The sequence below is a fragment of the Enterocloster sp. HCN-30185 genome (assembly GCF_037890305.1).
Lineage (GTDB): Bacteria > Bacillota > Clostridia > Lachnospirales > Lachnospiraceae > Enterocloster.
In genome coordinates, this window is the sequence record NZ_JBBKBT010000003.1 from 72,795 (window position 1) to 95,779 (window position 22,985).

The window sequence follows — 22,985 nt, forward strand, 5'->3', positions numbered from 1 at the left end:
ACGGTGAGTATATCACAAAACCATTAAAAAGCCTACTACCATTTTCCCTGGCAGGGGTTCCCGGCTTCCGGGAAAGTCCTTCCATTCCTTCCAGTAAGCCTCACTGGAAATCCGGCCGCTCACCCGCTATAATGAGCCTCGTAATGCAACAATGGATTTTCGGCCGACACACACATTTCAAAAGGAGAGAATTATTATTATGAAAAAACAGACAAAGCTTCTGGCTGTATTATCCACCGCAGCTCTTGCTGCAGCCCTTTCTTTTCCTGCATATGCCAAAAATGCTGGCTGGGCACAGGAAAACGGAAACTGGTACTACTATGACTCCTATGGGGAGCCCCTTACAGACACCTGGAAAAAATCCGGCGATGACTGGTACTATCTGGATTCCGACGGAATCAGAGCCACATCCTCCCAGATTGACGAATACTATGTAGATGAAGACGGAAAACGCGTTACTATGAAATGGATTTCCGTAGAAAATGAAGATTACTGGTCTGAACAGGATGAGCCGGAGTTTCTCTACTATTATTATGGAAGAGACGGAAGAGCCTTAACCTCCACCTGGGCCTCCATTAACGGACAGTGGTATTATTTCAACGAGGATTCCATCATGGAAACCGGCTCCATTCAGGTAGACGGCTTCAATTACTATCTGGGCGAAGATGGAAGCCGCAAGACCGGCTGGGTGCTTTTAGAAGATGAAACAGACGATCCAGAGATCATTGAATCCTGGTACTACTTCGATAACAGCGGAAAGCGCATCGAACATGCGGTTGATAAGAAAATAAACGGCAATTACTATACCTTTGTAGACGGAAAGATGCAGACCGGCTGGTTTAAGCTTCCCGCAGCAGAAAACGCCGCCACCGCTTCCGAGGCTGTCAAAGCAGACCCTTCCTCCATTTCCGGTTATCAGTATTATGATGAGGACGGAAAGCGTGCCTCCGGCTGGAGAACCATTGAAGGCGCTGAAGGCATCAGCGAGGAAGCCGAGGTTTACAAGTTTTACTTTAAAAACGGCGTTCCCCATCACGCTCAGTCCGGCCTGGAGCTCTTCTCCATCGACTCCAAGAAGTACGCCTTTAACACAAAAGGCGAAATGCAGACCGGAAAGCAGTCTGTAAACATCGGCGACGGCGCCTCTGCCAACTTCTATTTCGGCGAAGACGGCGCTATGAAAACAGGGAAGCAGACAATCTATGACGAAGACCTGGGCGAAACCCAGAACTGGTACTTCCACACCGACGGCTCCAAAAAGGGACAGGGATATCACGGCATCAAGGATAACACCCTCTACATTCACGGACTCCGTCAGGAGGCTGATCCCGACCTGCGTCTGGTTCCGGCTGATCTGGACGGTACTCGCTATCTGATCAATACCAACGGTGCTATCCAGAAAGCCGGCTCCTCCTCCAAATCCAACGCAAAACCTGAGCTTGGAGCAGGTTATAAGGATTTCAAGGATGAAAATGACACCATCTGGACCGTAAACACCAGCGGCATCATCCAGTAACCCACCGCCTCTCACCCACATCCGTTCACCCTGTGACGGGCGGAAAATAAAAATATTTCCTTAAAGGCCATATCAGATCAGTTTTTATACAAACTGTCCCTGATATGGCCTTTACATTAAGCTCCTCTTTACAAATTCGCCCATAAATGCTAAACTTATTCAACAGAACGTCTGATTTTCCAGAAATTCGTCATTTTTTTTTGTTTATTTTGCTTTTTTTGAAATATTTTAAAAAACAGCGGTATATTTTCCGCTCTCATGCGTTATTTATTATAGACTGATCAAGTTTGTAGTAGGAGGATTATATAAATGAGAGAGCTTGCTGCTTTTTACTGTCCCAAATGCGGATATTATGCATATTATCAGACATCCCGTCATCCCCAGTGTCCCAGATGTAATTCAAAGGATACTATGAATATGGTGCGGATGCATTACAAAGAGTTTATGAATATGAGCTGTCAGGAGCGCGATGATTACCTTGGAAATGAAATTCTAAAGCAAAATCCTTCCCTGATGGAGCGCATAACAGCTCCCCATAAGAAATACAACAGCCGTGAAGTCATTGCAGAAATGAATATGGAAATCATGCGGTTAGATACGGAAAACAAAATTCTCAGCGATACCGTAAAATGGATGCATGACACCATCTGGGAAATGATGCGGGAACAGCGGAAGGCGCAGAAACAGGAAGACGCTTCCTGCAAAGTTCCCGCCGGCCATGGTAACCATACATAGACGCAAAAATTCCTCTTCCTTTTGTACGTTATGTAATGTATAATGAACTTACAGAACATTGTATTGTGCATTTTTACTTTTCAGATGCAGTAAAATGAAAGGAGCGGTACTATGAGCGGTAAGATCATAACCATTGCACGGCAATTTGGAAGCGGCGGACGGGAAGCTGCGATGCGTACCGCCAAAGAATTAAATATCCCCTTTTATGACCGGGAGCTGGTTGAAATGGCTGCAGAAAAAATGGGCCATGCATCAGTAAGCGTAGAAAAAGTAGACGAATCGGCCCTGATGGGATTTCTGGCTGATTACCATGTCCCGCGGGAACCCAATTCCGTCACCGGATACGGACTTTCTCTGCCGGACAGTACCTATGTAACCCAGACGATCATCATTGAAACGCTTGCCCGGAAAGGCCCCTGCGTCATCGTAGGACGCTGCGGCAATTATGCCCTGCGCTCCAGAAATGACGTCACCGACCTGTTTATCTGCGCCAATATGGAGGATCGGATCCACCGGATCATGGAACGGTATCATTTCTCCGAAAAAGATGCCATAAATGCCATCCATTCCACGGATAAGCGCAGAAAGCATTATTATGAAAACTACACGCACCAGAAATGGGGTTCCATTGATTCCCACCAGATGCTCTTAAATGTAAGCCGTCTGGGCATGGACCGAACCGTAGAAATCATCAAACAGCTTTACAATCATTGAATTTTTGCCCGTTTTCACTTGAAATATCCCATCGTATGTCATATATTATTGTATACTGCCCCTTAAGGGGACTGATCTTATACAAATGAGGAGTATGAAATGGATATCAATCAACTGATGAACAGTCTCAAAGAAACCTATGGATTTTCCAAAACGGAGTGGAATGAATTAAACGGCGAACCCCTTGCCGAATTTTCCCTGTGGCTTACAGAGGAGCACATTTCCCACTTTATCGAAAAAGCTGGCCGTTTAACCGCTATCATCGAATCCTGCGCCAACATGGTAAGCATCTGTGAACCGGAATTAAAGGACACCCTGATGGCTACCACCATCCAGTGCTGCGGGGCAAACCAGCTTAAGATCCGCACCTCTGAATCCATGCTGAAAATGCTGGTAGGTTCTATTTTTGACTGATCTCTTCGTGAATATGACATACTGTGGTTATTGCCCGGCAGCGGGGAAAGCGTGCGCTCTTCCTGTGTGCCGGGCAATGCATATCCGGAAAGGAGAATTCTTATGAAGAAACATACGCTGCAGACCCTCTGCACAGCTGCCCTTATTTCCCTGGGCCTGTCCTTTACTGCCATGGGAGAAGAACGGATCACCGATGTTTCCCTTATTTTCAGTTACGATCAAAGTCCTGAAGGCGGAAAAGAAGTCGGAGAACTGACCGCCGTTTCCAGCAGCAGCCAGTTCACCGTGGAAGGTTCCGGATATCTGAAGGATGACGATACCTGGAGCTACGGAGAATGGCCTGTGGGAGAAGTGGAACTTTCTGCAAATGAAGGGTATTATTTCCCTACTGCCGCCAGAAGCCTTTTCCATCTTTCCGGAGACGGCGTCCAGTATCAGAGCGCCCGCACAGAAGACGAGGGAAGCACTCTGATCCTTCATGTCCGCCTGCCCAGAATCGACGGGGCCATTCCTGCTCCCCTTACAGCGGACTGGAGCGGTCATACAGCCGTCTGGGATGAGGTAGATGGGGCAGACCAGTATGAAATACAACTTCTTAAGGACAGACGCACTCTTACCACCCTTACCAGCTCTGCTGCCTCCTGCAGCTTTGAAAATTGGATCAACAATGAAGGTTCCTATACCTTCCGTGTCCGGGCATATAACAGAAAAGACAGGAAAAACAGCGGTTGGTGTTCCGATGCAGAGCCCCTTGTCATCACCCCAGAGGAAGCCTGGTTCCACAGCGACGGCATCTGGAAGGAAGAAAATGGAAAACACCTCTTTCTGTATCCAAACGGCGCTTTCCCACAGATGGCCTGGAGGCAGATTGATGGAAAATGGTACTTCTTTGACGGCGCAGGATATATGGTTTCCCAATGCTACGTCCGTTCAAAATCCTCCGATCTCTATCACTGGATCGGAACAGACGGCGTGTGGGATGAAAACGGGGATACGAAACAGCCGAATCGGGCACAGTATGAGGTGTATTAGTTTCCTTTGCCGGAGAAACTTCCCTATCCTCCCAGCGTTACATCCTGCCTGCTATACCACTCAAGGGCCTCCTCCACATGGGAAGGCTTAAAATCCGGCCAGTAGTCATCTACTACATAGATATCCGAATACACGGACTGCACAGGGAGAAAGCCTGACAGCCGCCGCCTGCCGCCCCAGCGTATAATCAGGTCGATCCGGGACACTTCTGCGGTTTTCAGCTTCTCTCCCAGCAGCCCGTCCTTTAAGCCAAAATCCCACTCCCAGCTGTAATTTACAAGAAAATTGATCTTCATACCTCCCTTTCCGAAGCTGCGGCGGGTTGTATAGGGCAGAAATTCTCTGGGAAATACAGATGACTTCGTATTTCCCAGCACTAAAAGACTGGCATCCTCCTTTGATAGCTCCTCTACTGCTGCTATACAGGCAGCTGTAAATGCACGGCGCTGGACAGAAGGGCGTTTTGTGTTGTCCACGGTAAAGCCGTAAAACGTCATTTCCTCCACTCCCAGCTCCCGGCACATCCGAAACAGCTCCATTCCCGGAGCGATGCCGTGATCGTAGCCATCTGCCTTATCCATTCCCTCTCTCACCGCCCAGCGGCGATTGCCGTCGGGAATAATCCCGATATGTCTTGGAAGCCTCATGTTTGTGTACGTCCTTTCATGTTGATAGTGGGAGTATGGACGGGAAATTGGGGGGATATTCAATTTTTTCCAATCATATATACTATTGCCTAATAAAAACAAAATATTTTGAAATATTGCTGAAACAGACTGTAAAAAGATCTTGCTCTCAAATATTATATATCACCACGGAAAAGGATGACTAAACCAAATAAAACAAATGTACGAAAGACTTGACAAGATATCCCCCCTTGTATATACTGTCCAATACAGATATGGCTATGCAAGAGACGAACTACGAAAACGTTGAGCCAAAGTCATTCCCAGTACACAGATAGCGGAACATTACCTCTATCCAGTACCTGACAAGAGATTATTTATTTGTGCATACAAATTTTTTCCTACCTCCTTGTTAAAGTCATGTCTGATTTTGATAAGGAGTTTTTTTATGAACGATCAGAAAATTGCATCACTTATGCCGATAGAGGCATGCAAAAGACTTAAGTCTGCCCAATCCATTGTTGTAGTTGGTCCAACTTCCTCTGGAAAAAGTACCTTAATTTATACACTTGTAAATCATAAAATTATCCCATATATCTCTATAGGCGTTGGTGATAAATGCCAGACAACTATTATTCCCTGCGATTTTTTATTTGACGAGAGAATTACCAAAAATGAATATTTCGCATTACAGATTCGCATAAAAGACTTTTCTTTCAACCCTATTCACATTAAGTTCATGGAAATGCTTACCAAACTCTATGTTGCAAATGGTTATGACATTGAAGAAGCAATGGATGCATTCGACAGTAATTTTATGAATGGCATCTTGGAACCAGCTGATGCCTCATATCATCTTGGACGTATTGCTTCAAAAATCTCTATTGAATCCATTAAACAAATCGTTGAATCTGCCTTGCGCCACATTGACAATGCTGAAGAATCCTTTAATGCACGAGTTAAAAGAATAAAAGCAGCACCTGATAAACGCACTGTAAGTACGGAAGCGGTTCGTAGTATTGTAATGGAAGATATGTGGAGTGAATTGCCTGAAATGCTAATTAGAAAATACCAAAATTGGCTCATAGAAATTGGTGTTGCAATTCAAAACAGATTAGCACTATGTATGGGAATTGATCATCTCATTGATATCACAAGGGAATATAGTACTGAATATAACGATGTCTTACCCTATGGTGGAGAAGTACTGCAACATCTCTTTGATCCCTATGAACCCTATAGCCTTATTGTTGAAAATATGACCATGGTCTGCAGGCCCAGAGAAGTACTGATCCATGAACTTCGCAATATGTTTGATAAACGAATCCCTCTTCGTTTCTGCATCCGCGATACAATGGGATTGAATCAGATTAGTATGGATGGAAATTCTATGAAAGATGCTTTAGATATTGCTTTAAACTGTAGTCCAGATAATATTATTCTTTTAATGAGTCTGCAAGAACGAGATGATGTTATCTTCAAGTGCTGTGAAGCTATCAATTCCAAAAGCAGTAAAGCAAAAAAACTTGGTATTCCAATCAATGTCATTTTTACTAAAGCAGATATTGCAATCAGCAACATTATAAATAAATCTACCCGTGATACAGTTGAATTAATGCAGGAAGACTATACCAAACATATATTCCCTGCAATTTCATCCATTGAAAGTAAAATTAATGATTATATATCTACACTCAAAGAAGAAAGCACAAGCTGGCTTTCAATCCGGTACTTAGACGAAAACATTGACCCCATTCAGCTTGCATTGAATGAAGAAGAATCTGATACCCCTGAACTTAAGCAACAAAAATACGAAATGCGAAAGCATTTCAGAAAAGAGGGCCTATATAAAAAAATCAGCGATATATTATACAAAACTCAGCTAAAAATATTACCCAGTGGCATAAAATCGCCTTTATTTGTTACTGTCAAAAATACAGAACTTCCCGCTGTAGATATCTCTGTAGATAAAAAAACTCTCAATCAGGTATTTATGGAGATACAAAATACCCTTACTCAAGATAAAGCAACTGTAAACGGTTACCAGATAACTGATACACGTAGAATACATGGTCAAAGTGTAATTCGATACTATTCAAATCTTCAGATTGGTTTAGGATACACCACAAATGCATATGTATACGGGAATTTCAGCATTAATATGAAGGGGATGTTAAAAAGGGTTCTCAAAAATAATATTCCTGAATTTTCCAATCTTTATGAGAGTAAAGCCATCAAAACTCTGGCAGATAATATAGAAGAAGTAGAGTTAGACCGGCTTATAGAGGAGCTTGACAACACAAAAACTATGACAGACTCTGCATTTGCAGATGTAAATCCTGTTTTATTAGAATATTTGCCAACTAAAGAACAGAAATTACAAGTGTTACACTTAATATTTAGAAATTATTTTGCATCTTCTGAAAAATTTTATATGGTCTTTGATAAGGTAGCCTTTAATCTGTCTTATGGAAATATAAAAGTCCACAAGATGGTAAATGATATTTATCATGAACCATCTTTCACATATGATGAAATAATCCGAAAAATTCAAACAGGATTTTTAGAATTGTTTTCCTCTGAAAATTTCATGGAATTATTAGCCCAGGAAATCGGAAATGCAATGACCGAGCTTGTAAACAAAATGTTTATAATCATTTAATCTGTTGCATATGGATTGGGAGAAAACGCTCACTTAATTTATGTTTTCTCCCAACTATGAATAACAGTAATATTGCCGTATCTTTCTAATGCTTTTTATTTTCCATAACCTTATTCAAAAAATCCCTTCAAACTCTCCGCCATCTCAGCCTCAATCCGACCAGCCATTTCCATATCCTCCGCACTCACAGACAAATACACCTTCATCTTAGGCTCTGTTCCTGAAGGCCGAATCACCACAGAGCAATAATCCTCCAGCATAAATTTCAGTACATCCGATTTCGGAAGGCCATCCAGTCCCCGGGAATAATCAAGGCACTCCAGCACCCTTTTACCGCCAATCATATCAATCCCCTGACGCAAGGAAGCCATAATTTCCTTCATCCTCAAAAATCCGGCTGCGCCCTCAAAGGTAAAGGAATGGAGCGTATTCAGGCAGTAGCCATAGGTCTGATACAGCTCTTTCAGCTTCTGCCACAGGCTGATTCCCTGAGCCTTATAGTAAGCAAACATTTCACAGATCAGGAAAGCGGCATTTACTCCATCCTTATCCCTCACATAAGAGCCGCTGAGATAGCCATAGCTCTCCTCAAATCCGAAAATATAACTGCTCTCCTGCCCTTTCTCTTCCAAAAGACCAATCTGTTCCCCGATAAACTTAAACCCGGTCAGCACATTTTTCGTCTCAACTCCGTAATGAGCTGCAATCCGTTCCGCCATATCAATGGTCACAATGGTCTTTATCATAACCGGATGCTCGGGCATGGTTCCATTGGCTCTTCTGCGGCTGCAGATATAGTCAAGAAGAAGCATACCCGTCTCATTTCCGCTCAAAAGAACATGATTGCCCTGCTCATCCTTTACCGCGATTCCCACGCGGTCACAGTCCGGGTCCGTAGCCAGTAAAAGATCTGCATCCCGCTCTTTCGCATACTCAATTCCCAAAGCCATAGCCTCACGGATCTCCGGATTGGGATAGGGGCAGGTGGGAAAATGACCATCGGGGGCTTCCTGCTCCTTCACCACTGTAATATTCGTAAAACCGCTCTCTCCGAGAGTGCGAAGCACCGGCTTCAGACCGGTTCCATTTAAAGGAGAGTAAACGATTGCCACATCCTTATCAACCTGATCCAGAGCCCCCAGAACACTCTGTTTCTTCACGCAATCCACAAAATCAGCTGTAACCTCTGAACTAATCCACCGAATCCGTCCGCAATCCACAGCTTCATCAAAGTTCATTTTTAAAATGCCTTCAAATATATCAACCGCTTCAATTTCATCCAAAATTGCAGCCGCAGCCTCTGTGGTGATCTGGCAGCCATCGGAACCATATACCTTGTAGCCGTTATATTTAGACGGGTTATGTGAAGCGGTTACCATAATCCCAGCTTCACACCCCAACCTGCGAACCGCAAAGGACAAACAAGGGGTGGGCATCAGTTCATCATAAATATATACCTGAATTCCATTTCCGGCAAAAACCTGAGCTGCCACTCTGGCAAATACATCAGATTTAATTCGTGAATCATAGCTGACTGCAATCCCCTTCTTCTGGCCTCCATGATTTTTTACATACTCTGCCAGACCCTGGGATGCTTTTGCCACTGTATAAATATTCATACGATTGGTGCCCGCTCCGATCACTCCGCGCAGACCGCCGGTGCCAAATTCCAGATTGCGGTAAAAAGCGTCCTCCTGCTTAGCGCCATCCTCCTGCATTTCCTTTAATTCCTCGATTAAATCCTTATCCTCAACGGCATACTTCAGCCATCGGATGTATTCCTCCTGTATCTGCTGTTTTGTAAACATCAAGTCAGCTCCTTCCGCCAGTAATCCAATGTCTCTTCAATTGTCTGCTCCAGTGAAATCTCCCGCTTCCATCCGGTACACTCGCACAGCTTAGATATATCCGCCTCAATCACAGGCACATCCACTGGACGCAGGCGGCTTTGATCCACCTCAACTTCGATCTTTGCCTTGGAATAATTCAAAATCATATCCAGTATATCCTGAATGGCAACTGCATGGCCTGAACCTACATTGTAGCTTTCTCCCGCAGCCCCCTGCTCCATAAGCATTGTATATGCCCGAACCACATCACGGACATCGGAAAAATCCCGCTTTGCACTCAGATTTCCCACGCGGATCACTGATTCGCGTAATCCTTTTTCAATTTCTGCCGCCTGCCTGCAGAAATCTGCCACTACAAATACAGGTGTCTGATTGGGCCCCACATGATTAAATGCACGAACCATCATCACATCCATCCCATATGCCTGTGCATATATCTTCCCGATCATATTCTGACAGGCCTTTGTAGCTGCGTAGATATTCCCCGGACGAAGCACATTATCCTCATTTACAGGGATCTCATCCGGATGCACATGACCATATTCTTCTCCTGAACCGATCAGAAGAACCCTTGGCCTATAATCCAGCGCTCTGACTGCATCCAGTACATTTAAACTGCCCTTTATATTCACATCCACTGTAAGACCGGGATTCTTCCAGGACACAGCTACAGAGCTCTGGGCCGCAAGATGGAAAATATAATCCGGCCGCATCTCATCCAGCAGTGCTGCCACTGCCTCTTTATCCAGAATATTTAAATCACAGATCTCAATTCCCTGCTTCTTTATCGTTTCCTGCGGCATCTTAGTAACAACAATAGACCATACGCAGTTTTTCTGTATATGGTCTATTAAATAGCTGCCTACGAAGCCTGCCGCACCTATAATCAATGCTTTCTTCATAGTCTTCCTCAATATTTATTTTAAATTGGCAATCTTAATCTCTTCTTCAACCAGAGCCATATCATTGTCTACCATTCTGGTTACCAGCTCTGCAAATGGAATCTCTCTGATCCATCCCAGCTTTTCCTCTGCCTTGGCAGGATTACCCAGAAGCACATCCACCTCTGCCGGACGGAAGAACTTCTTATTTACTTTAACGATCACCTGACCGTTTTCAGCGTTGATTCCTACCTCATCTACGCCTTCACCCTGCCACTTTACCTGAATTCCCACATGGGCAAATGCTGTCTCTACAAACTCACGCACGGTTCTAGTCTCATTGGTAGCGATTACATAATCGTCTGGCGTCTCCTGCTGCAGCATCAGCCACATGGCGCGGACATAGTCCTTAGAATGACCCCAGTCACGCTTGGAATCCATATTTCCCAGCTCCATATACTCCTGAACGCCCTGCTTGATTCTTGCAACTGCATCTGTGATCTTTCTGGTAACAAACTCCTTGCCCCGGCGCTCACTCTCATGGTTAAACAGGATACCGCTGCACGCATAAAGTCCGTAGCTCTCACGGTAATTCTTAGTAATCCAGTGACCGTACAGCTTGGCAACACCGTAGGGGCTTCTTGGGTAAAATGGAGTTTTCTCTGTCTGAGGCATCTCCTGAACCAGTCCGAACATCTCACTGGTAGAAGCCTGATAGAAATGAGCAGAGGGCTTTACAGTGCGGATTGCCTCCAGCATATTGGTAACACCGATAGCGTCAATATCTGCTGTAGCGATAGGCTGCTCCCAGCTGGTTGCCACAAAGGACTGGGCTGCCAGATTGTAAACCTCATCTGCCTGAGAAATTCTCATAGCGTTAATCAGAGAGATCACGTCGGTCATGTCAGCATAGATAAAATGAATCTTATCCTTAATATGCTCCACATTGCCGTAATCCACAACGCTTTTTCTTCTCATAATTCCATAAACATTGTATCCCTTCTCCAGCAGAAGCTCTGCCAGATAAGAACCATCCTGACCTGTAATTCCTGTAATCAATGCATTCTTCATTTTTTTATCTCCTTAAATATATTCATCTCTGTTGCAGATTTTCAGATTTTCCAAAACCTTCTTTATATCACCGGCGCTGTCCTTGGCACAAATCAAAGTAGCGTCCTCTGTATCCACTACGATCAAATCATCCAGACCAACTGTGGCAATCAGCTTCTTTCCGCCCTGAATGATGCAGTCTCTGGTATTTACTGTGATAATATTCCCATTAACCACATTTCCAAACTCATTTGTTTTTTTGATCCGCTCCACTGCCAGCCAAGAACCCACATCATCCCAGCCAAAGGTACCGGGAAGAATATAGATATTCTCCGCCTTTTCCATAATGCCATAATCAATAGACTGAGATTCCATGGCATGGAATTCCTTATCAAGCACCATCTCCTGCTCCGGAGTACCAATAGACTCCTTAACTGTCATCAGATGGCTGTAGGTATCCGGCATAAATTTCTGCATATTTTTAAGAATCGAAGAAACCTTCCATATAAACATACCGCTGTTCCAGAGGTATTCTTCACTTGCCAGATACTCCTTGGCAACCTCCAGGGTAGGCTTTTCCACAAAACGGTCTACCTTAAAGGCCCGTCCCTCCATCTCACGGGAATCAAACTTAATATATCCGTAACCGGTTTCCGGATAATCCGGAGTGATACCGATGGTAATCAGATTGGTATTTTCCTCTGCCAGCGCACAGGCATCCTTTATCGTGGACAAATACATCTTATTAAATTTAATCAAATGGTCGGAGGGAAGCACTAGCATCACTGCATCCTCATACTTTTTAGAAATATGAACTGCCCCCAGACCAATACAGGGCGCTGTATTGCGGCCTATAGGCTCACAGAGGATGTTTTCCTCCGGAATTCCCGGCAGCTGCTCCAGAGCCAGCTGCTTGTAATCCTTATTCGTGGCAATATAGATATCCTCCAGCTCAACCAACGGCGAAATTCGCTCTACGGTCAGCTGAATCATCGTCTTTCCGTCATCTGTCAGAGATAAAAACTGCTTCGGCAGGCTCTTGCGGCTTCTGGGCCAGAAACGCTCCCCACGACCGCCTGCCATGATCAGTGCTGTAACTTTCATGATCGCACTCCATTCTACTGTATATCAACAGTATATTATAATACTTTCATTCCAAACCGTTTTAAACTGAACGTTTAATTATTATTCACATATAAAAACTTATACTATAATTTTTCTATATTCACAACTGTATATTTTTGTTTTTTAAAAACAAATCTTAAAATCAAATCCATATATTTTATAAGTATTGTGAGGATAAAAAACATAGCAGAAAAACCAGCAGATATCAACCCCATAATAGGTGCCCATCCTTCAACAGGCTTTTGTGCGCTAAAATATACGGCAACCGTATATACGCCTGTTCCAAACATAAAAAATGCCATGATAATAGAGAAGGCAAATGATACTTTATACGCAATATTTGTGAATAATATCAGAGAATCTAATGCTACATTTTTCTTTTGAATATCATTCTGTACTATTCCACTAGCTCTGTCTGTCAATGTATAATTTAAATGAAACGTTGATAGTCCAACTGATGCATATACAGCTTTTCTGTAGGGAATATTTTTATTATATCCCGATACTCTGTTCAATGCCCTTCTCGATATTATCCTAAAACGCTCCGTTGTTATTTTTTTTGTATTAGAAAAATAATTGTATATTCCATAAAATACTCTAGATGAAATCTTGCTTGTTGTCTGAGGAGGAGTAGCCGAAACAACATCATAACCTTCTAATAATTTTTTATATACATCTAAAATAATATGTGGATCGTAATCAATATAACAAGAATCAAATTCAAATACAAAATCTCCTATAGCAAGATCAATTCCTGCATTCATACATTCCTCTAATCCTTGATTTTTATCTAAACGAATAAAACTAATATTTACCTTTTCATAAATATCTTTAAATTGTTTTAACTGTTTAATGGTTCTCTCATCAAAATAATTTGACACACAAATTATCTCGTATTTTTTAAAATTAGCCTCTAAAACAGAATATAACATATTCAAAAATCTATCAATATTAGTTTCATCTTTTTGTAAATAGATAACCGCTGATATAAAATTATTTTCTTTATTAATCATTTAACAACACCTCATCCAAATCATACACTGTATTTATTTTTCCAGACAATACACTAACAAATTTTGGTGAATCAGAATGCTCTTTTATAACAGTTGGACGTGAATCATCTATTTCGGAAGCCTTTAATATTGGTTTCATTGAAAACAATGACTCACAAAATCTAAATTCATATTCAGGTTTCATATATTTGTGCGCTAAACCTGACATATATTCCCAAGAACTTTCTGGTTTAAAAGAGCATACATTGCAATTACCAAGTTGGTTAGGTGAACAAAAATCATTATGTGCTAATTTTTGACATGCAAAAGTTGGCACCTCATTATAACTTGTCATATGTGGTGTAAATGTAACCGAAGTAAGCGAATGATAACCCGTCTTTCCGAACGGCATTATTGAAAAAAAAGGACCATCCATAACAGTTAACCCAACATTTTTTAAATTAGGGCTTACATTACACAATATAATTTCACATAATTCATATTTAATTTCAAATGGTGTATACCCCATTTTAGCACAAATTTGATTTACTGATGCATATGTCGCATTTAGAATAAATGGTGTTGCGTATTCAATATAATTTTTATCAATAATATTATTTTCGACATGTATTTTTACAACATACTCTCCTGTACTCTTTACAATTTGATCAATTCTTGCGTTATAGATTAGTTTAGCATTGCTATACTTTGCAATTTCCGCTAATAACATATCCCTTAAAATTTTTGCATCGTATGTATATTCCTTTGTCAAAAAAGCCCCATCACATAAACCTTTTTGGAAATATTTATTGGGAGAAATCTCCTCACATTTAATTTCTGCATCTCTACAAAATTTTTTAAATTGCTCTGCGTTTGTCCACGAAAAATTAGAGGAGGTAGCATATATCTGATCAAAATCACTTAATATACATTCTGGATAATCATGAATAAACCTTTCAAAGTAATGTGCAGATTTAATTGCAGTGGAATAACTTCTTGGATAATGGTATCCCATATGAACACGAGCCTGATTAATATATGTTGCACGTTCAAATGAATTTGACTCATACTCCAGTAAAACTACATTCTGACCATTTTGGGCACATAAAAGAACTGAATATAATCCATAAAGTCCGCCGCCAATTATCACTTTATCAACTTCCATAACCCTACACCTTTCTTATATTGTATTAATATGGAAACATATTTGCAATTTCTTGTTCAATAAACTCACATAAGTCTTTCATAACTTCATCTTTAGTACAAATATATGAACCACTTAAATCACTGTATTTCGTAAATATATTGTAGTTAATTCTTTTTGTATCAATGGAAGTGGAAGTTGTTAAATAGCCTAGTTTGTTTAAAATTTCTTCTACAAATAAAGGTTCCGTAACAAAATTAAAAATAGTACCATTCAATTTCTGTATTTTCTGGATGTCATCCCATAAATTTCTCAAATCATAAAATTGATAACTACTTTTTATATTTGTAAAATTTAATGCATTAAATTCATTTTTTTTAAACCACTCACGTAACTTCCAGTTACTTTCTCGATCTAAGGAGCAAATTCTAAATAAACGATATACATCATCATAACTATATTTATTCGATATATATTCACATTCTTTCCTAAGTTGTTCATATACATCAACTGTAAGTATCGGAGGAATTAAATGAATAACATCGTATATAAAATTTTTTCTTATATTATCACCAAAAAGTGCTGGCAGACGCACAATTCGAACATTATTATAACTATTTAAGACTTTCTGCTCTAAACAATAACGATTATATCCATATGTATGAAGTTTTGTCTTATCCGGCATATAATCTTCATCCACAAACTCTAATTTGTCATATATATCTACAGTAGATATAAGAACTAATTTTTTAGGAGATATTTTTTTAATATTTTTAAATGCATCATTTATAATTTTCAGATCTTCATCCGGATATTTATTCGCAAGCCACTTAGTTCCTGTCACTCCCGCATAAACAAGTAAATCAGGCTCACTATCATAAGCCATTTCTACATTTTTAGAATTAACCAGCAAATCAAAGCAATGCTTTTTTGCAATATTAGAACCAACAAACCCTGTATACCCAACTAATACATCCATTATTTTAATTTCCTTTTCAATTGTATAATATGAACAAGGTAATTCCATGTGACTTTTAGGATTTTAACCTTAGTATGTTCCTCGAATATCCATGTAACTGGAAGTTCAAAAATTTTCAAATTTTTTCTTTCTGCTCTTAATAATACTTCTATCATTAAGAACCACCCAGCCTCACTGCTAGATTCTGCAAGTAACTCCTCTATTACGCTTTTTCTATAAAATTTAAAGCCGCATATAGCATCAGTTGCCTTCATTTTAAAAACTATCTTTAATAAAGCAACTAGAATGTATGAAATACTATTTCGTATTTTAGTTCGTCCAATTAATATCGAATTTTTATTGTATCGAGATGCATTAACAATATCTAGTTCTTTATCTTTTTCAAATTCTGCTTCCATTTTTAATATTGCGTTTAACTCTGTTGATAAATCAATATCCATATAACCCACAATATCGCAAATATTATTCTTAACTCCCTCTCGTACCGCTGCCCCAACTCCTTTTGTTTCTATATGTATTGTTTCTATATTAGAATATATTTTCTTCAAATTATTACATAATTCCCAAGTTTTATCTGTTGATCCATTGTCTACTATCGTAATATAAAAATTATTTTTGTTATTTTCTAACAGAAATCTTTCAATTCCCTCTATTCCCCGTTCTAATCGCAACTCCTCATTTAAAACAGGAAAAATAATATTATATGTCATCATAATGCTACCTCATATTAAACATTATTGTACTACCAAGTTTCCTTCGTTATATAAAAAAATGGTGTTCGTTAGATATAAACATATATCTTGTTCATTTCTCTTCAAAATACAAACTCTATACTTACTATTATTTAAATTCGATATCAAAATTCTTCCTACGAAACCTGAATTTTCATAATGTGTATCATTACCGAAATAATATGAAATATCCTCTCTTTTTTCCATCACAGTCGGTACTTTAATATATTCTTGATTTTCTAATTCCTCCAAAACCACCTCCATATTAAATATATTACTCTTGTCTTCCGTATCTATTTTCCATCCGCGAATTTCAACAATTTCTTTATTCAAAACAATCTCATCAACATGAACATTATCATCATCAATAATTTGATCTATAGTTTCAAAGTTCACAAACTTATTTTGTCTATTATTATAAAATAACATTAAAATATAACAATTACATATAATAAACAAAATATAATATGATATTATTTGTTTTTGTGTATTTTTTATCATAACTATTTTCCTTAATTATTTTATCTATATAATTCGATACTTACAATCTGATGACATACCATTAACATCGCACTTAAGATTAATACCCTTTTTACAAATAATTGCGTCCTTTTTCCAGTTAAATTGTTGTATAATAAGAAAGTACAAATAATAAGTGAAAAATACGCAAAGATAAAAGTTCTTTCAGCCGATGCATATAATGTAGGTGAAAATCCCATTGCAATACGAGAGCAAAAAGCAGCACCTAAAATAAAAATATTCATAAATGCTATTTTTTTATCATCAAATGATATATAAATACCCATAACTAAAATACATATTATCCATAAATAAATTAATAACGGAATGTACGAATTAAATCTTTCATAATTATTAGCATTAATCAAATTTTCATTTAGTAAAAAAATAATTTGATGATAACTTCTTGCTAATTCAGTAGAAAATAATCCAAATAGAATATTTATAATACAGGGAATCATTGTTAATGTTTGTATATATACATTTTTAATTTTCTCATTAACATTAAAAACTATAACTATACAAAAAAGAAAGAATATTACATCAAATCTTAAAAGAAAAAAACTCATAGTGCTTATAATTCCAGCATTAATCTTATCTATAAGTGTCAATGTAAAAAACTCCGGCATGTATTTTCCTGCTTCAATAACCATTCTATTTTTACTACCTGGTGAAAGTGTAATTATTGCCAGATTAACAAAATTTAATGATAAAATCATCCATGGAAAATACTGTTTCCTTTTTATTAATAAATTATAAATTATAAGCCCCACACACAGTGCAGTTATTACAATCCAACTCTGTTCTGTTGTTCCACAAAACATCACAGAAAGCACACAAATTACTTTTTGGGTCAACAATACTTTTTTTCCATAAAAAAATCGTTTTAATACAATTAATATAATTAAAGTAAATAGCAAAGGCCAACTATAAAATATATTAGTTATAGCCCATCCCGCTGTCCCCATATGTTCAAATGGATATATCAATATCAAGCTTAATAGAATTGCATAAGTACTGTCGGATGATTCATCATCACAAAATTTCACAAGAGAAACAAGTATCATAGACCACACTGCGATATCCAATATCTTCCATACAAATGTTGGAAATGCCAATAACAATGCTCCCAAACTTTCACTAACTACTCGCGAGGACCATGTATTATATCTATTGAACAGAAATGACCATAATCCCATATCATCCAATGTGTGCATATAATATAAATCATCTCTTGCTGGGAACATTAGACAATGATATATTAAAAGTATTATTATAAAAATTCCAATTACTCTTTCTCGTTTTTTATTCATACACTTTCCTCGTTTTTTAAAAATAGCCTATAATAAGCAAATATCAGATTTTTCACAATCCAATCTGTAATATATGAGCGCAAAAGAAACTTTAACTCTATATGTACATCCTTTCGAAGACAAGACAGATTTTATACACTTTTTCAAATCTGCTCATTTATGGTAATAACCATATATCTGTTAGAATTATTTGTTTTTCTCAATTTTATTAAATTTCAAAGATAATTCCTCGCATATCTCTCTATAAAACTCACAAATATCATTTTTTGAAATAGAAAATTCCATCGTTATTTCTATGCTCTTACCATTTGTATTATCAAATACAAGTTGTGGATCTTCCGAATCCAAAAGCATAATTTTATTTGAATTTTCTAAATATTCACTTATAATTTGTGCCTCTTCTAGACCATCTAGCATAGCACATAAGCCATAAACTACGCAGCCTTCTCCCTCTAACATATCATATCTAAGCCGTTGCACATTATCATCAAGTTTCTCTTTAATTTTTACATAATATCTTCCATTTTCATCTATATTTGCAATGACCGTTTTACTATCTACTTGTGAAAATCCATTACCTCTGTCATAATATAAACGTCCCAGACAATATCCTCTTTTTGCCTGCTGCGTTTTCCTGAATAAACCCTCTTTTTGCATATACTCTTTTTTCTTTAAGTTTAAAATAAACTGATAAACTTCCCCATTTATTCGCTGAGGTAATAATTCTTGTAGCAATTTCAAACAATTTTTAGAACAGCTTTGAAATTGCTCTGTTGTCCACGTTGGTATCGTTTTATATTGAAGATCATAGATTTGATACTCTGTTTTTCTTTCAAATTCTTCTAGATTTTCTTCAGCCCAAAAGTGTAAATGTGTATTATCAAGAATACCTATGTTGGTATAATCAAAATGATTATTATATAGCTTAATGAGTATATCATTATGTGCAACATTAGGTATTGATATTAAAACAGAACCATCATTTTTCAATAAGTCATATGTTTCACTTAATACCGACAAGGGATCTCTCAAATGTTCTAAAACGTCTGCGAAAATGATATAATCAAACTTGTGGTGTTTCCATCTACGTTTCCATTTTAATTGCTCAATATCACTACAAAGCCCCTTATCAGCAAATTCCATTGCTTTCTTAAAAGCACATCTTTCATATTCCACTATGAATACACAACAATCCATTTCATTTTTTAAAATTTTCGTCATTCGTCCTCCAGCCGAACCAAACTCAAGAACTTTACTTCCTGGACGAATCTGTTCCAATATTATATTGTGTGCTTCATTTGCGCCTTTTTCAATTACCTCTTCATACTTCATTTTCTATTATCCCATTATTAAGCTGCCATCTGTGTGGCATAGAAAAAGTCCCCACTTCTTTATTAATTTGAAAAACTTCAAATGGTGCAACTGTATCACAATAATCTATCATTTCATCTGAACCTACTGCAATACATACATCTACATAATATCTTCCCTGCATCAGCTGTAATTGATCAAATATCATAGAAAATTCACCATTTTCTCTCAAATCAATCCGTTTCATACCTTCTACAATCATATTGGTTCCATAGCATAGAGTTCCATCACTTTTAAAAATACTAAGACCAAAATATGCATCTTTAACTGTTTTTAACACTTTATAATTTACTTTAAATATAATTGCTTCACCCAGTTCAAATACACTTTGCTTTTCTCCCTTTTGATTTATTGTATCAACTTTTATTATCCTTGCTTCTCCCGACCCGCGACGATCATATACGCCAGAACTTTCTGACTTTTTATCCTCTGGCTCTTTAATGTTATTTTCCGCCTCATCGCTTATTTCTGGGATAATATCCTCCTTTGTTACTTCTTTTCTACTTTCACCCATAAATTTCAGATATTCTCTATGAACTTCTCGTGGAGAACCATCCATACGAATATATCCGTCCTGTAGCCATATGCTGCGGTCACAAACTCTTTCTATCTGATCTGTAGAATGGGAAACTAAAACAATTGTTGTTCCAGCTTTTTTGATGTCCATTAATTTATTAAAACACTTGGTTTGAAAATTAACATCTCCAACCGCAAGTATTTCATCAATTAATAAAATGTCCGCATTTACATTAATTGCAACAGCAAATGCCAGGCGCATATACATTCCCGAAGAATATGTTCGGACTGGATTAGTAATATATTCTCCTAATTCTGCAAAATCTACAATATCTTTTAAACGGGCATCTATCTCTTTTTTTGACAGTCCAAATATAGATGCATTAATGTATATGTTCTCTATTCCCGTCATATCTGGATGGAATCCTGCACCTAATTCTAATAAACTAGATACTCTGCCGTTAATTTTTACCTCGCCTAAATCTGGATACATAATCCTTGTCAGGATTTTTAATGTTGTACTTTTTCCGCAACCATTTTGTCCAATTAGCCCAATTGATTCACCCTTTTTTACATTGAAACTAATTCCATTCAACACCCATTTCAATTCATATTTATTTCTTTTCCAAGATGTAATACGTTCTTTCATTGTACTGCCTTTATCGGCATATACTTTGAATTTTTTTTTAACATTTTTGACTTCTATTATATACTTACTATCCATTACTTTACCGCTTTCTCGTATACTTTTCTTCTAATGTTTTTTAAAATCTTATATATCATTGGAAAATAATTTTTTAATATTGATATAACTCTGGTCCTAACACTAATTTTATACTTAGTAATTTGAGATGGCATATAACACCGATGGACTCTCTCAAGATATCGCATTTCCTCCCATCTTTGTTTTAAAACATCTAAATCAACGTCTTCTTTTAAAATCTCCTCCAAAGCCTTCTCTACTTCCTCTGCAACATTCGTCCAGGTACGTTCTTTATAATTGGCCCTGTCAAATTGTGGTACAGGGTCTCGCTTTATCTTATCTAAATACTCCTCAATCTCCTCTCCACCGTCAAACAAATAAATATTATTTTTATAATATTTCAAAACGTCCACTTGTTCTCTATTAAGAGGGTTATTATTAATTATAATTTTTTTATTGTAATTTATAGCATTTAAAATCGGTAATCCAAATCCTTCATAAACACTTGGGAATATAATTCCTATTGAATTTTGAAGAATACTATGCAAAAAATCATTGCTTAAATTCCCACTCTTATATCCAAAAATATTTTCTGTTATATTACCATCATTCTTGCTTCCAATAATAATAAAATTATGTTTAGAAGTATGCAAACTATCGATTATGAGATCAAGGTTTTTATGTTTATATTGATTACCCAAAACAACAAAATACTCCGTATATGGCAATTCGAAAACTGCATCTGTATTTTCAATCTGATCTTCTACACCCGCCAAATAAACAATTTTAGTATAAATTTTTCTTTTATCAAACTCCTCACTATAATAGTCCACCATATCATCTAATGAAAAATGACTGAATGGTACTATTCCACTACAATATTTAATAGACTTTCGGAAAACTGCTTCACGTTCCCAATCTTCTACCAACAAGTAACTACTTCGAATAGATATAATATCCTGCATACAGAAAGCATATCTAACACATACCCTATTTAAAATATGTAAATGTTCTATATGAATAATCTGGGAAGGTACATATGCGAGATGATATCTTTGAGTTAATTGTTCTGGCAAAAAAACATTCGGATAACGAGATGAAATGTCAAAAAAATCATTAGCTGCCGCATTAACTAAAACACCAATCTCATATTTATCTTTAAATAAACGATAAAAGTTTTCTAATAACAATAAACCATGCTGTGCAGTACCATTATACGCAGCTGGCATTTCATATAAACTAATAAGAATTCTCTTCTTAGGATATATCTCATCTGATAACAAATCTGCATAATAATCTACCACACTCATTTGTGCTGAAAAATACAAATCAACTCGATTCCAATAATATGGGTAGCGCTTAGATAATATACGCGCATGTTCCTCATCTAATTTATGCTTTTTTTCACCGAAGCTTCTTGATTCATGATGAAATACATAGGCTCTATTCGCCATTAAAACATTAAATCCATACTGATTAATTCTCATACAAAAATCATTTTCTTCATTATATCCAGGACTATATATTTCATCAAATAAACCATATTGTTTTATCAATTCTCTCTTAATGAGGAACGCAAATCCCACTCCTGTTGGCATTACCTGCTGTTTTGGAAGAGAATCTTTTATTTGTAAATAGACTGAGTAACTTTCACTTGCTGTGATATTTCTATTTAATTCATTTTTTACCGGTATTGTCAATAATGTAGCATTATTACTTCGAGGACATACTACTCCATGTTTTTCCGCAGCATAAAGAACACTCTGCATTTCTTCCAAAAATCCAGGTGTAACCTCTGTATCAGAATTTAATAGTAGTATATCATTTTCTGAATGATCAAGTTCAAAAACTGCTCTGTTGCATGTTTTAACAAAACCTAGATTTTTATCATTTCTAAAATATTGAAAATTTTCATAACCTTCAATTTCACTTAAAATATTGTTTTCTATCTTTTCCCAATCTGGCCCCATATCATTTATGAGTAACACCTTGTTTCTATCACTAACACAAGATTTTAATGAAGATATACATAGCTTCAATGTAGACCAATCTTTATATACTGGTATCACAATCGTAACTTTTTTTGTAACAACTACGCTCATAGCAGCTCTT

Annotated in this window: 20 protein-coding genes; 6 read left to right on the forward strand and 14 right to left on the reverse strand. The window is 37.6% G+C overall.

What is annotated here, in order from left to right; all coding sequences use genetic code 11:
* Nucleotides 1–199 precede the first annotated feature (199 nt).
* From WKT10_RS04420 to WKT10_RS04440, 5 genes are all read left to right on the forward strand, one after another.
* The gene (locus WKT10_RS04420; protein ID WP_340275721.1) at nucleotides 200–1,516 is read left to right on the forward strand and encodes a cell wall-binding protein; all 1,317 of its coding nucleotides are present in this window, start codon (nucleotides 200–202) and stop codon (nucleotides 1,514–1,516) included.
* 309 nt (nucleotides 1,517–1,825) lie between these two features.
* Entirely contained in the window at nucleotides 1,826–2,251 is a 426-nt protein-coding gene (locus WKT10_RS04425) for a hypothetical protein (protein WP_337934303.1), read from the forward strand.
* 111 nt (nucleotides 2,252–2,362) lie between these two features.
* Nucleotides 2,363–2,965: a cytidylate kinase-like family protein gene (locus WKT10_RS04430; protein ID WP_066550188.1), complete on the forward strand. Its 603-nt coding sequence runs from the start codon at nucleotides 2,363–2,365 to the stop codon at nucleotides 2,963–2,965.
* A 99-nt stretch (nucleotides 2,966–3,064) separates the two neighbouring features.
* A complete protein-coding gene (locus WKT10_RS04435) occupies nucleotides 3,065–3,379 on the forward strand; it encodes a hypothetical protein (RefSeq protein ID WP_340275725.1) in 315 nt (104 codons plus the stop codon).
* A 102-nt stretch (nucleotides 3,380–3,481) separates the two neighbouring features.
* Nucleotides 3,482–4,411, forward strand: a complete 930-nt coding sequence (locus WKT10_RS04440; protein WP_066550194.1) for a hypothetical protein — start codon at nucleotides 3,482–3,484, stop codon at nucleotides 4,409–4,411.
* A gap of 23 nt (nucleotides 4,412–4,434) precedes the next feature.
* Here the strand turns inward: WKT10_RS04440 and WKT10_RS04445 are convergent, their stop codons facing one another.
* Nucleotides 4,435–5,058 carry an undecaprenyl diphosphate synthase family protein gene (locus WKT10_RS04445; protein ID WP_340275729.1) on the reverse strand — a complete coding sequence of 208 codons (624 nt, stop codon included), beginning with the start codon at nucleotides 5,056–5,058 and terminating at the stop codon, nucleotides 4,435–4,437.
* A 427-nt stretch (nucleotides 5,059–5,485) separates the two neighbouring features.
* On the opposite strand from WKT10_RS04445, the gene WKT10_RS04450 reads away from it, so the two are divergent.
* Nucleotides 5,486–7,699, forward strand: a complete 2,214-nt coding sequence (locus tag WKT10_RS04450; RefSeq protein ID WP_340275731.1) for a hypothetical protein — start codon at nucleotides 5,486–5,488, stop codon at nucleotides 7,697–7,699.
* 110 nt (nucleotides 7,700–7,809) lie between these two features.
* Here the strand turns inward: WKT10_RS04450 and WKT10_RS04455 are convergent, their stop codons facing one another.
* From WKT10_RS04455 to WKT10_RS04515, 13 genes are all read right to left on the reverse strand, one after another.
* A complete protein-coding gene (locus WKT10_RS04455; protein ID WP_340275733.1) occupies nucleotides 7,810–9,507 on the reverse strand; it encodes a phospho-sugar mutase in 1,698 nt (565 codons plus the stop codon).
* Nucleotides 9,507–10,451: a GDP-mannose 4,6-dehydratase gene (locus tag WKT10_RS04460; RefSeq protein WP_340275735.1), complete on the reverse strand. Its 945-nt coding sequence runs from the start codon at nucleotides 10,449–10,451 to the stop codon at nucleotides 9,507–9,509. The genes WKT10_RS04455 and WKT10_RS04460 overlap by 1 nt, the downstream gene beginning before the upstream one ends.
* 15 nt (nucleotides 10,452–10,466) lie before the next feature.
* Nucleotides 10,467–11,501 (reverse strand): GDP-mannose 4,6-dehydratase, encoded by a 1,035-nt coding sequence (gene gmd / locus WKT10_RS04465; RefSeq protein WP_340275737.1) that lies wholly within the window; start codon nucleotides 11,499–11,501, stop codon nucleotides 10,467–10,469.
* Between the two features lie 12 nt (nucleotides 11,502–11,513).
* Nucleotides 11,514–12,584 (reverse strand): mannose-1-phosphate guanylyltransferase, encoded by a 1,071-nt coding sequence (locus WKT10_RS04470; protein ID WP_340275739.1) that lies wholly within the window; start codon nucleotides 12,582–12,584, stop codon nucleotides 11,514–11,516.
* A gap of 104 nt (nucleotides 12,585–12,688) precedes the next feature.
* The gene (locus WKT10_RS04475; RefSeq protein ID WP_340275741.1) at nucleotides 12,689–13,618 is read right to left on the reverse strand and encodes a glycosyltransferase; all 930 of its coding nucleotides are present in this window, start codon (nucleotides 13,616–13,618) and stop codon (nucleotides 12,689–12,691) included.
* Nucleotides 13,611–14,762, reverse strand: a complete 1,152-nt coding sequence (locus WKT10_RS04480; RefSeq protein ID WP_340275743.1) for an FAD-dependent oxidoreductase — start codon at nucleotides 14,760–14,762, stop codon at nucleotides 13,611–13,613. The genes WKT10_RS04475 and WKT10_RS04480 overlap by 8 nt, the downstream gene beginning before the upstream one ends.
* A 25-nt stretch (nucleotides 14,763–14,787) precedes the next feature.
* Nucleotides 14,788–15,720 carry an NAD(P)-dependent oxidoreductase gene (locus tag WKT10_RS04485; protein ID WP_340275745.1) on the reverse strand — a complete coding sequence of 311 codons (933 nt, stop codon included), beginning with the start codon at nucleotides 15,718–15,720 and terminating at the stop codon, nucleotides 14,788–14,790.
* Nucleotides 15,720–16,433: a glycosyltransferase gene (locus tag WKT10_RS04490; RefSeq protein WP_340275747.1), complete on the reverse strand. Its 714-nt coding sequence runs from the start codon at nucleotides 16,431–16,433 to the stop codon at nucleotides 15,720–15,722. The genes WKT10_RS04485 and WKT10_RS04490 overlap by 1 nt, the downstream gene beginning before the upstream one ends.
* 21 nt (nucleotides 16,434–16,454) lie before the next feature.
* Nucleotides 16,455–16,952 (reverse strand): hypothetical protein, encoded by a 498-nt coding sequence (locus tag WKT10_RS04495; RefSeq protein ID WP_340275749.1) that lies wholly within the window; start codon nucleotides 16,950–16,952, stop codon nucleotides 16,455–16,457.
* Between the two features lie 20 nt (nucleotides 16,953–16,972).
* Nucleotides 16,973–18,283: a hypothetical protein gene (locus tag WKT10_RS04500; protein WP_340275751.1), complete on the reverse strand. Its 1,311-nt coding sequence runs from the start codon at nucleotides 18,281–18,283 to the stop codon at nucleotides 16,973–16,975.
* Between the two features lie 186 nt (nucleotides 18,284–18,469).
* Entirely contained in the window at nucleotides 18,470–19,615 is a 1,146-nt protein-coding gene (locus WKT10_RS04505) for a class I SAM-dependent methyltransferase (protein ID WP_340275753.1), read from the reverse strand.
* Nucleotides 19,605–20,894: an ABC transporter ATP-binding protein gene (locus WKT10_RS04510; protein ID WP_340275754.1), complete on the reverse strand. Its 1,290-nt coding sequence runs from the start codon at nucleotides 20,892–20,894 to the stop codon at nucleotides 19,605–19,607. Before WKT10_RS04510 ends, WKT10_RS04505 begins: the two co-directional genes overlap by 11 nt.
* Entirely contained in the window at nucleotides 20,894–22,975 is a 2,082-nt protein-coding gene (locus WKT10_RS04515; RefSeq protein ID WP_340275756.1) for a glycosyltransferase, read from the reverse strand. The genes WKT10_RS04510 and WKT10_RS04515 overlap by 1 nt, the downstream gene beginning before the upstream one ends.
* Between the last annotated feature and the right edge of the window lie 10 nt (nucleotides 22,976–22,985).

Coding starts and splice junctions, on each gene's coding strand:
- WKT10_RS04475 (WP_340275741.1), bottom strand. CDS start 13,618: ATGATTAATAAAGAAAATAATTTTATATCAGCGGTTATCTATTTACAA.
- WKT10_RS04485 (WP_340275745.1), bottom strand. CDS start 15,720: ATGGATGTATTAGTTGGGTATACAGGGTTTGTTGGTTCTAATATTGCA.
- WKT10_RS04505 (WP_340275753.1), bottom strand. CDS start 19,615: ATGAAGTATGAAGAGGTAATTGAAAAAGGCGCAAATGAAGCACACAAT.
- WKT10_RS04420 (WP_340275721.1), top strand. CDS start 200: ATGAAAAAACAGACAAAGCTTCTGGCTGTATTATCCACCGCAGCTCTT.
- WKT10_RS04430 (WP_066550188.1), top strand. CDS start 2,363: ATGAGCGGTAAGATCATAACCATTGCACGGCAATTTGGAAGCGGCGGA.
- WKT10_RS04440 (WP_066550194.1), top strand. CDS start 3,482: ATGAAGAAACATACGCTGCAGACCCTCTGCACAGCTGCCCTTATTTCC.
- WKT10_RS04425 (WP_337934303.1), top strand. CDS start 1,826: ATGAGAGAGCTTGCTGCTTTTTACTGTCCCAAATGCGGATATTATGCA.
- WKT10_RS04480 (WP_340275743.1), bottom strand. CDS start 14,762: ATGGAAGTTGATAAAGTGATAATTGGCGGCGGACTTTATGGATTATAT.
- WKT10_RS04490 (WP_340275747.1), bottom strand. CDS start 16,433: ATGATGACATATAATATTATTTTTCCTGTTTTAAATGAGGAGTTGCGA.
- WKT10_RS04470 (WP_340275739.1), bottom strand. CDS start 12,584: ATGAAAGTTACAGCACTGATCATGGCAGGCGGTCGTGGGGAGCGTTTC.
- WKT10_RS04510 (WP_340275754.1), bottom strand. CDS start 20,894: ATGGATAGTAAGTATATAATAGAAGTCAAAAATGTTAAAAAAAAATTC.
- WKT10_RS04455 (WP_340275733.1), bottom strand. CDS start 9,507: ATGTTTACAAAACAGCAGATACAGGAGGAATACATCCGATGGCTGAAG.
- WKT10_RS04435 (WP_340275725.1), top strand. CDS start 3,065: ATGGATATCAATCAACTGATGAACAGTCTCAAAGAAACCTATGGATTT.
- WKT10_RS04460 (WP_340275735.1), bottom strand. CDS start 10,451: ATGAAGAAAGCATTGATTATAGGTGCGGCAGGCTTCGTAGGCAGCTAT.
- WKT10_RS04515 (WP_340275756.1), bottom strand. CDS start 22,975: ATGAGCGTAGTTGTTACAAAAAAAGTTACGATTGTGATACCAGTATAT.
- WKT10_RS04445 (WP_340275729.1), bottom strand. CDS start 5,058: ATGAGGCTTCCAAGACATATCGGGATTATTCCCGACGGCAATCGCCGC.
- gmd (WP_340275737.1), bottom strand. CDS start 11,501: ATGAAGAATGCATTGATTACAGGAATTACAGGTCAGGATGGTTCTTAT.
- WKT10_RS04450 (WP_340275731.1), top strand. CDS start 5,486: ATGAACGATCAGAAAATTGCATCACTTATGCCGATAGAGGCATGCAAA.
- WKT10_RS04500 (WP_340275751.1), bottom strand. CDS start 18,283: ATGAATAAAAAACGAGAAAGAGTAATTGGAATTTTTATAATAATACTT.
- WKT10_RS04495 (WP_340275749.1), bottom strand. CDS start 16,952: ATGATAAAAAATACACAAAAACAAATAATATCATATTATATTTTGTTT.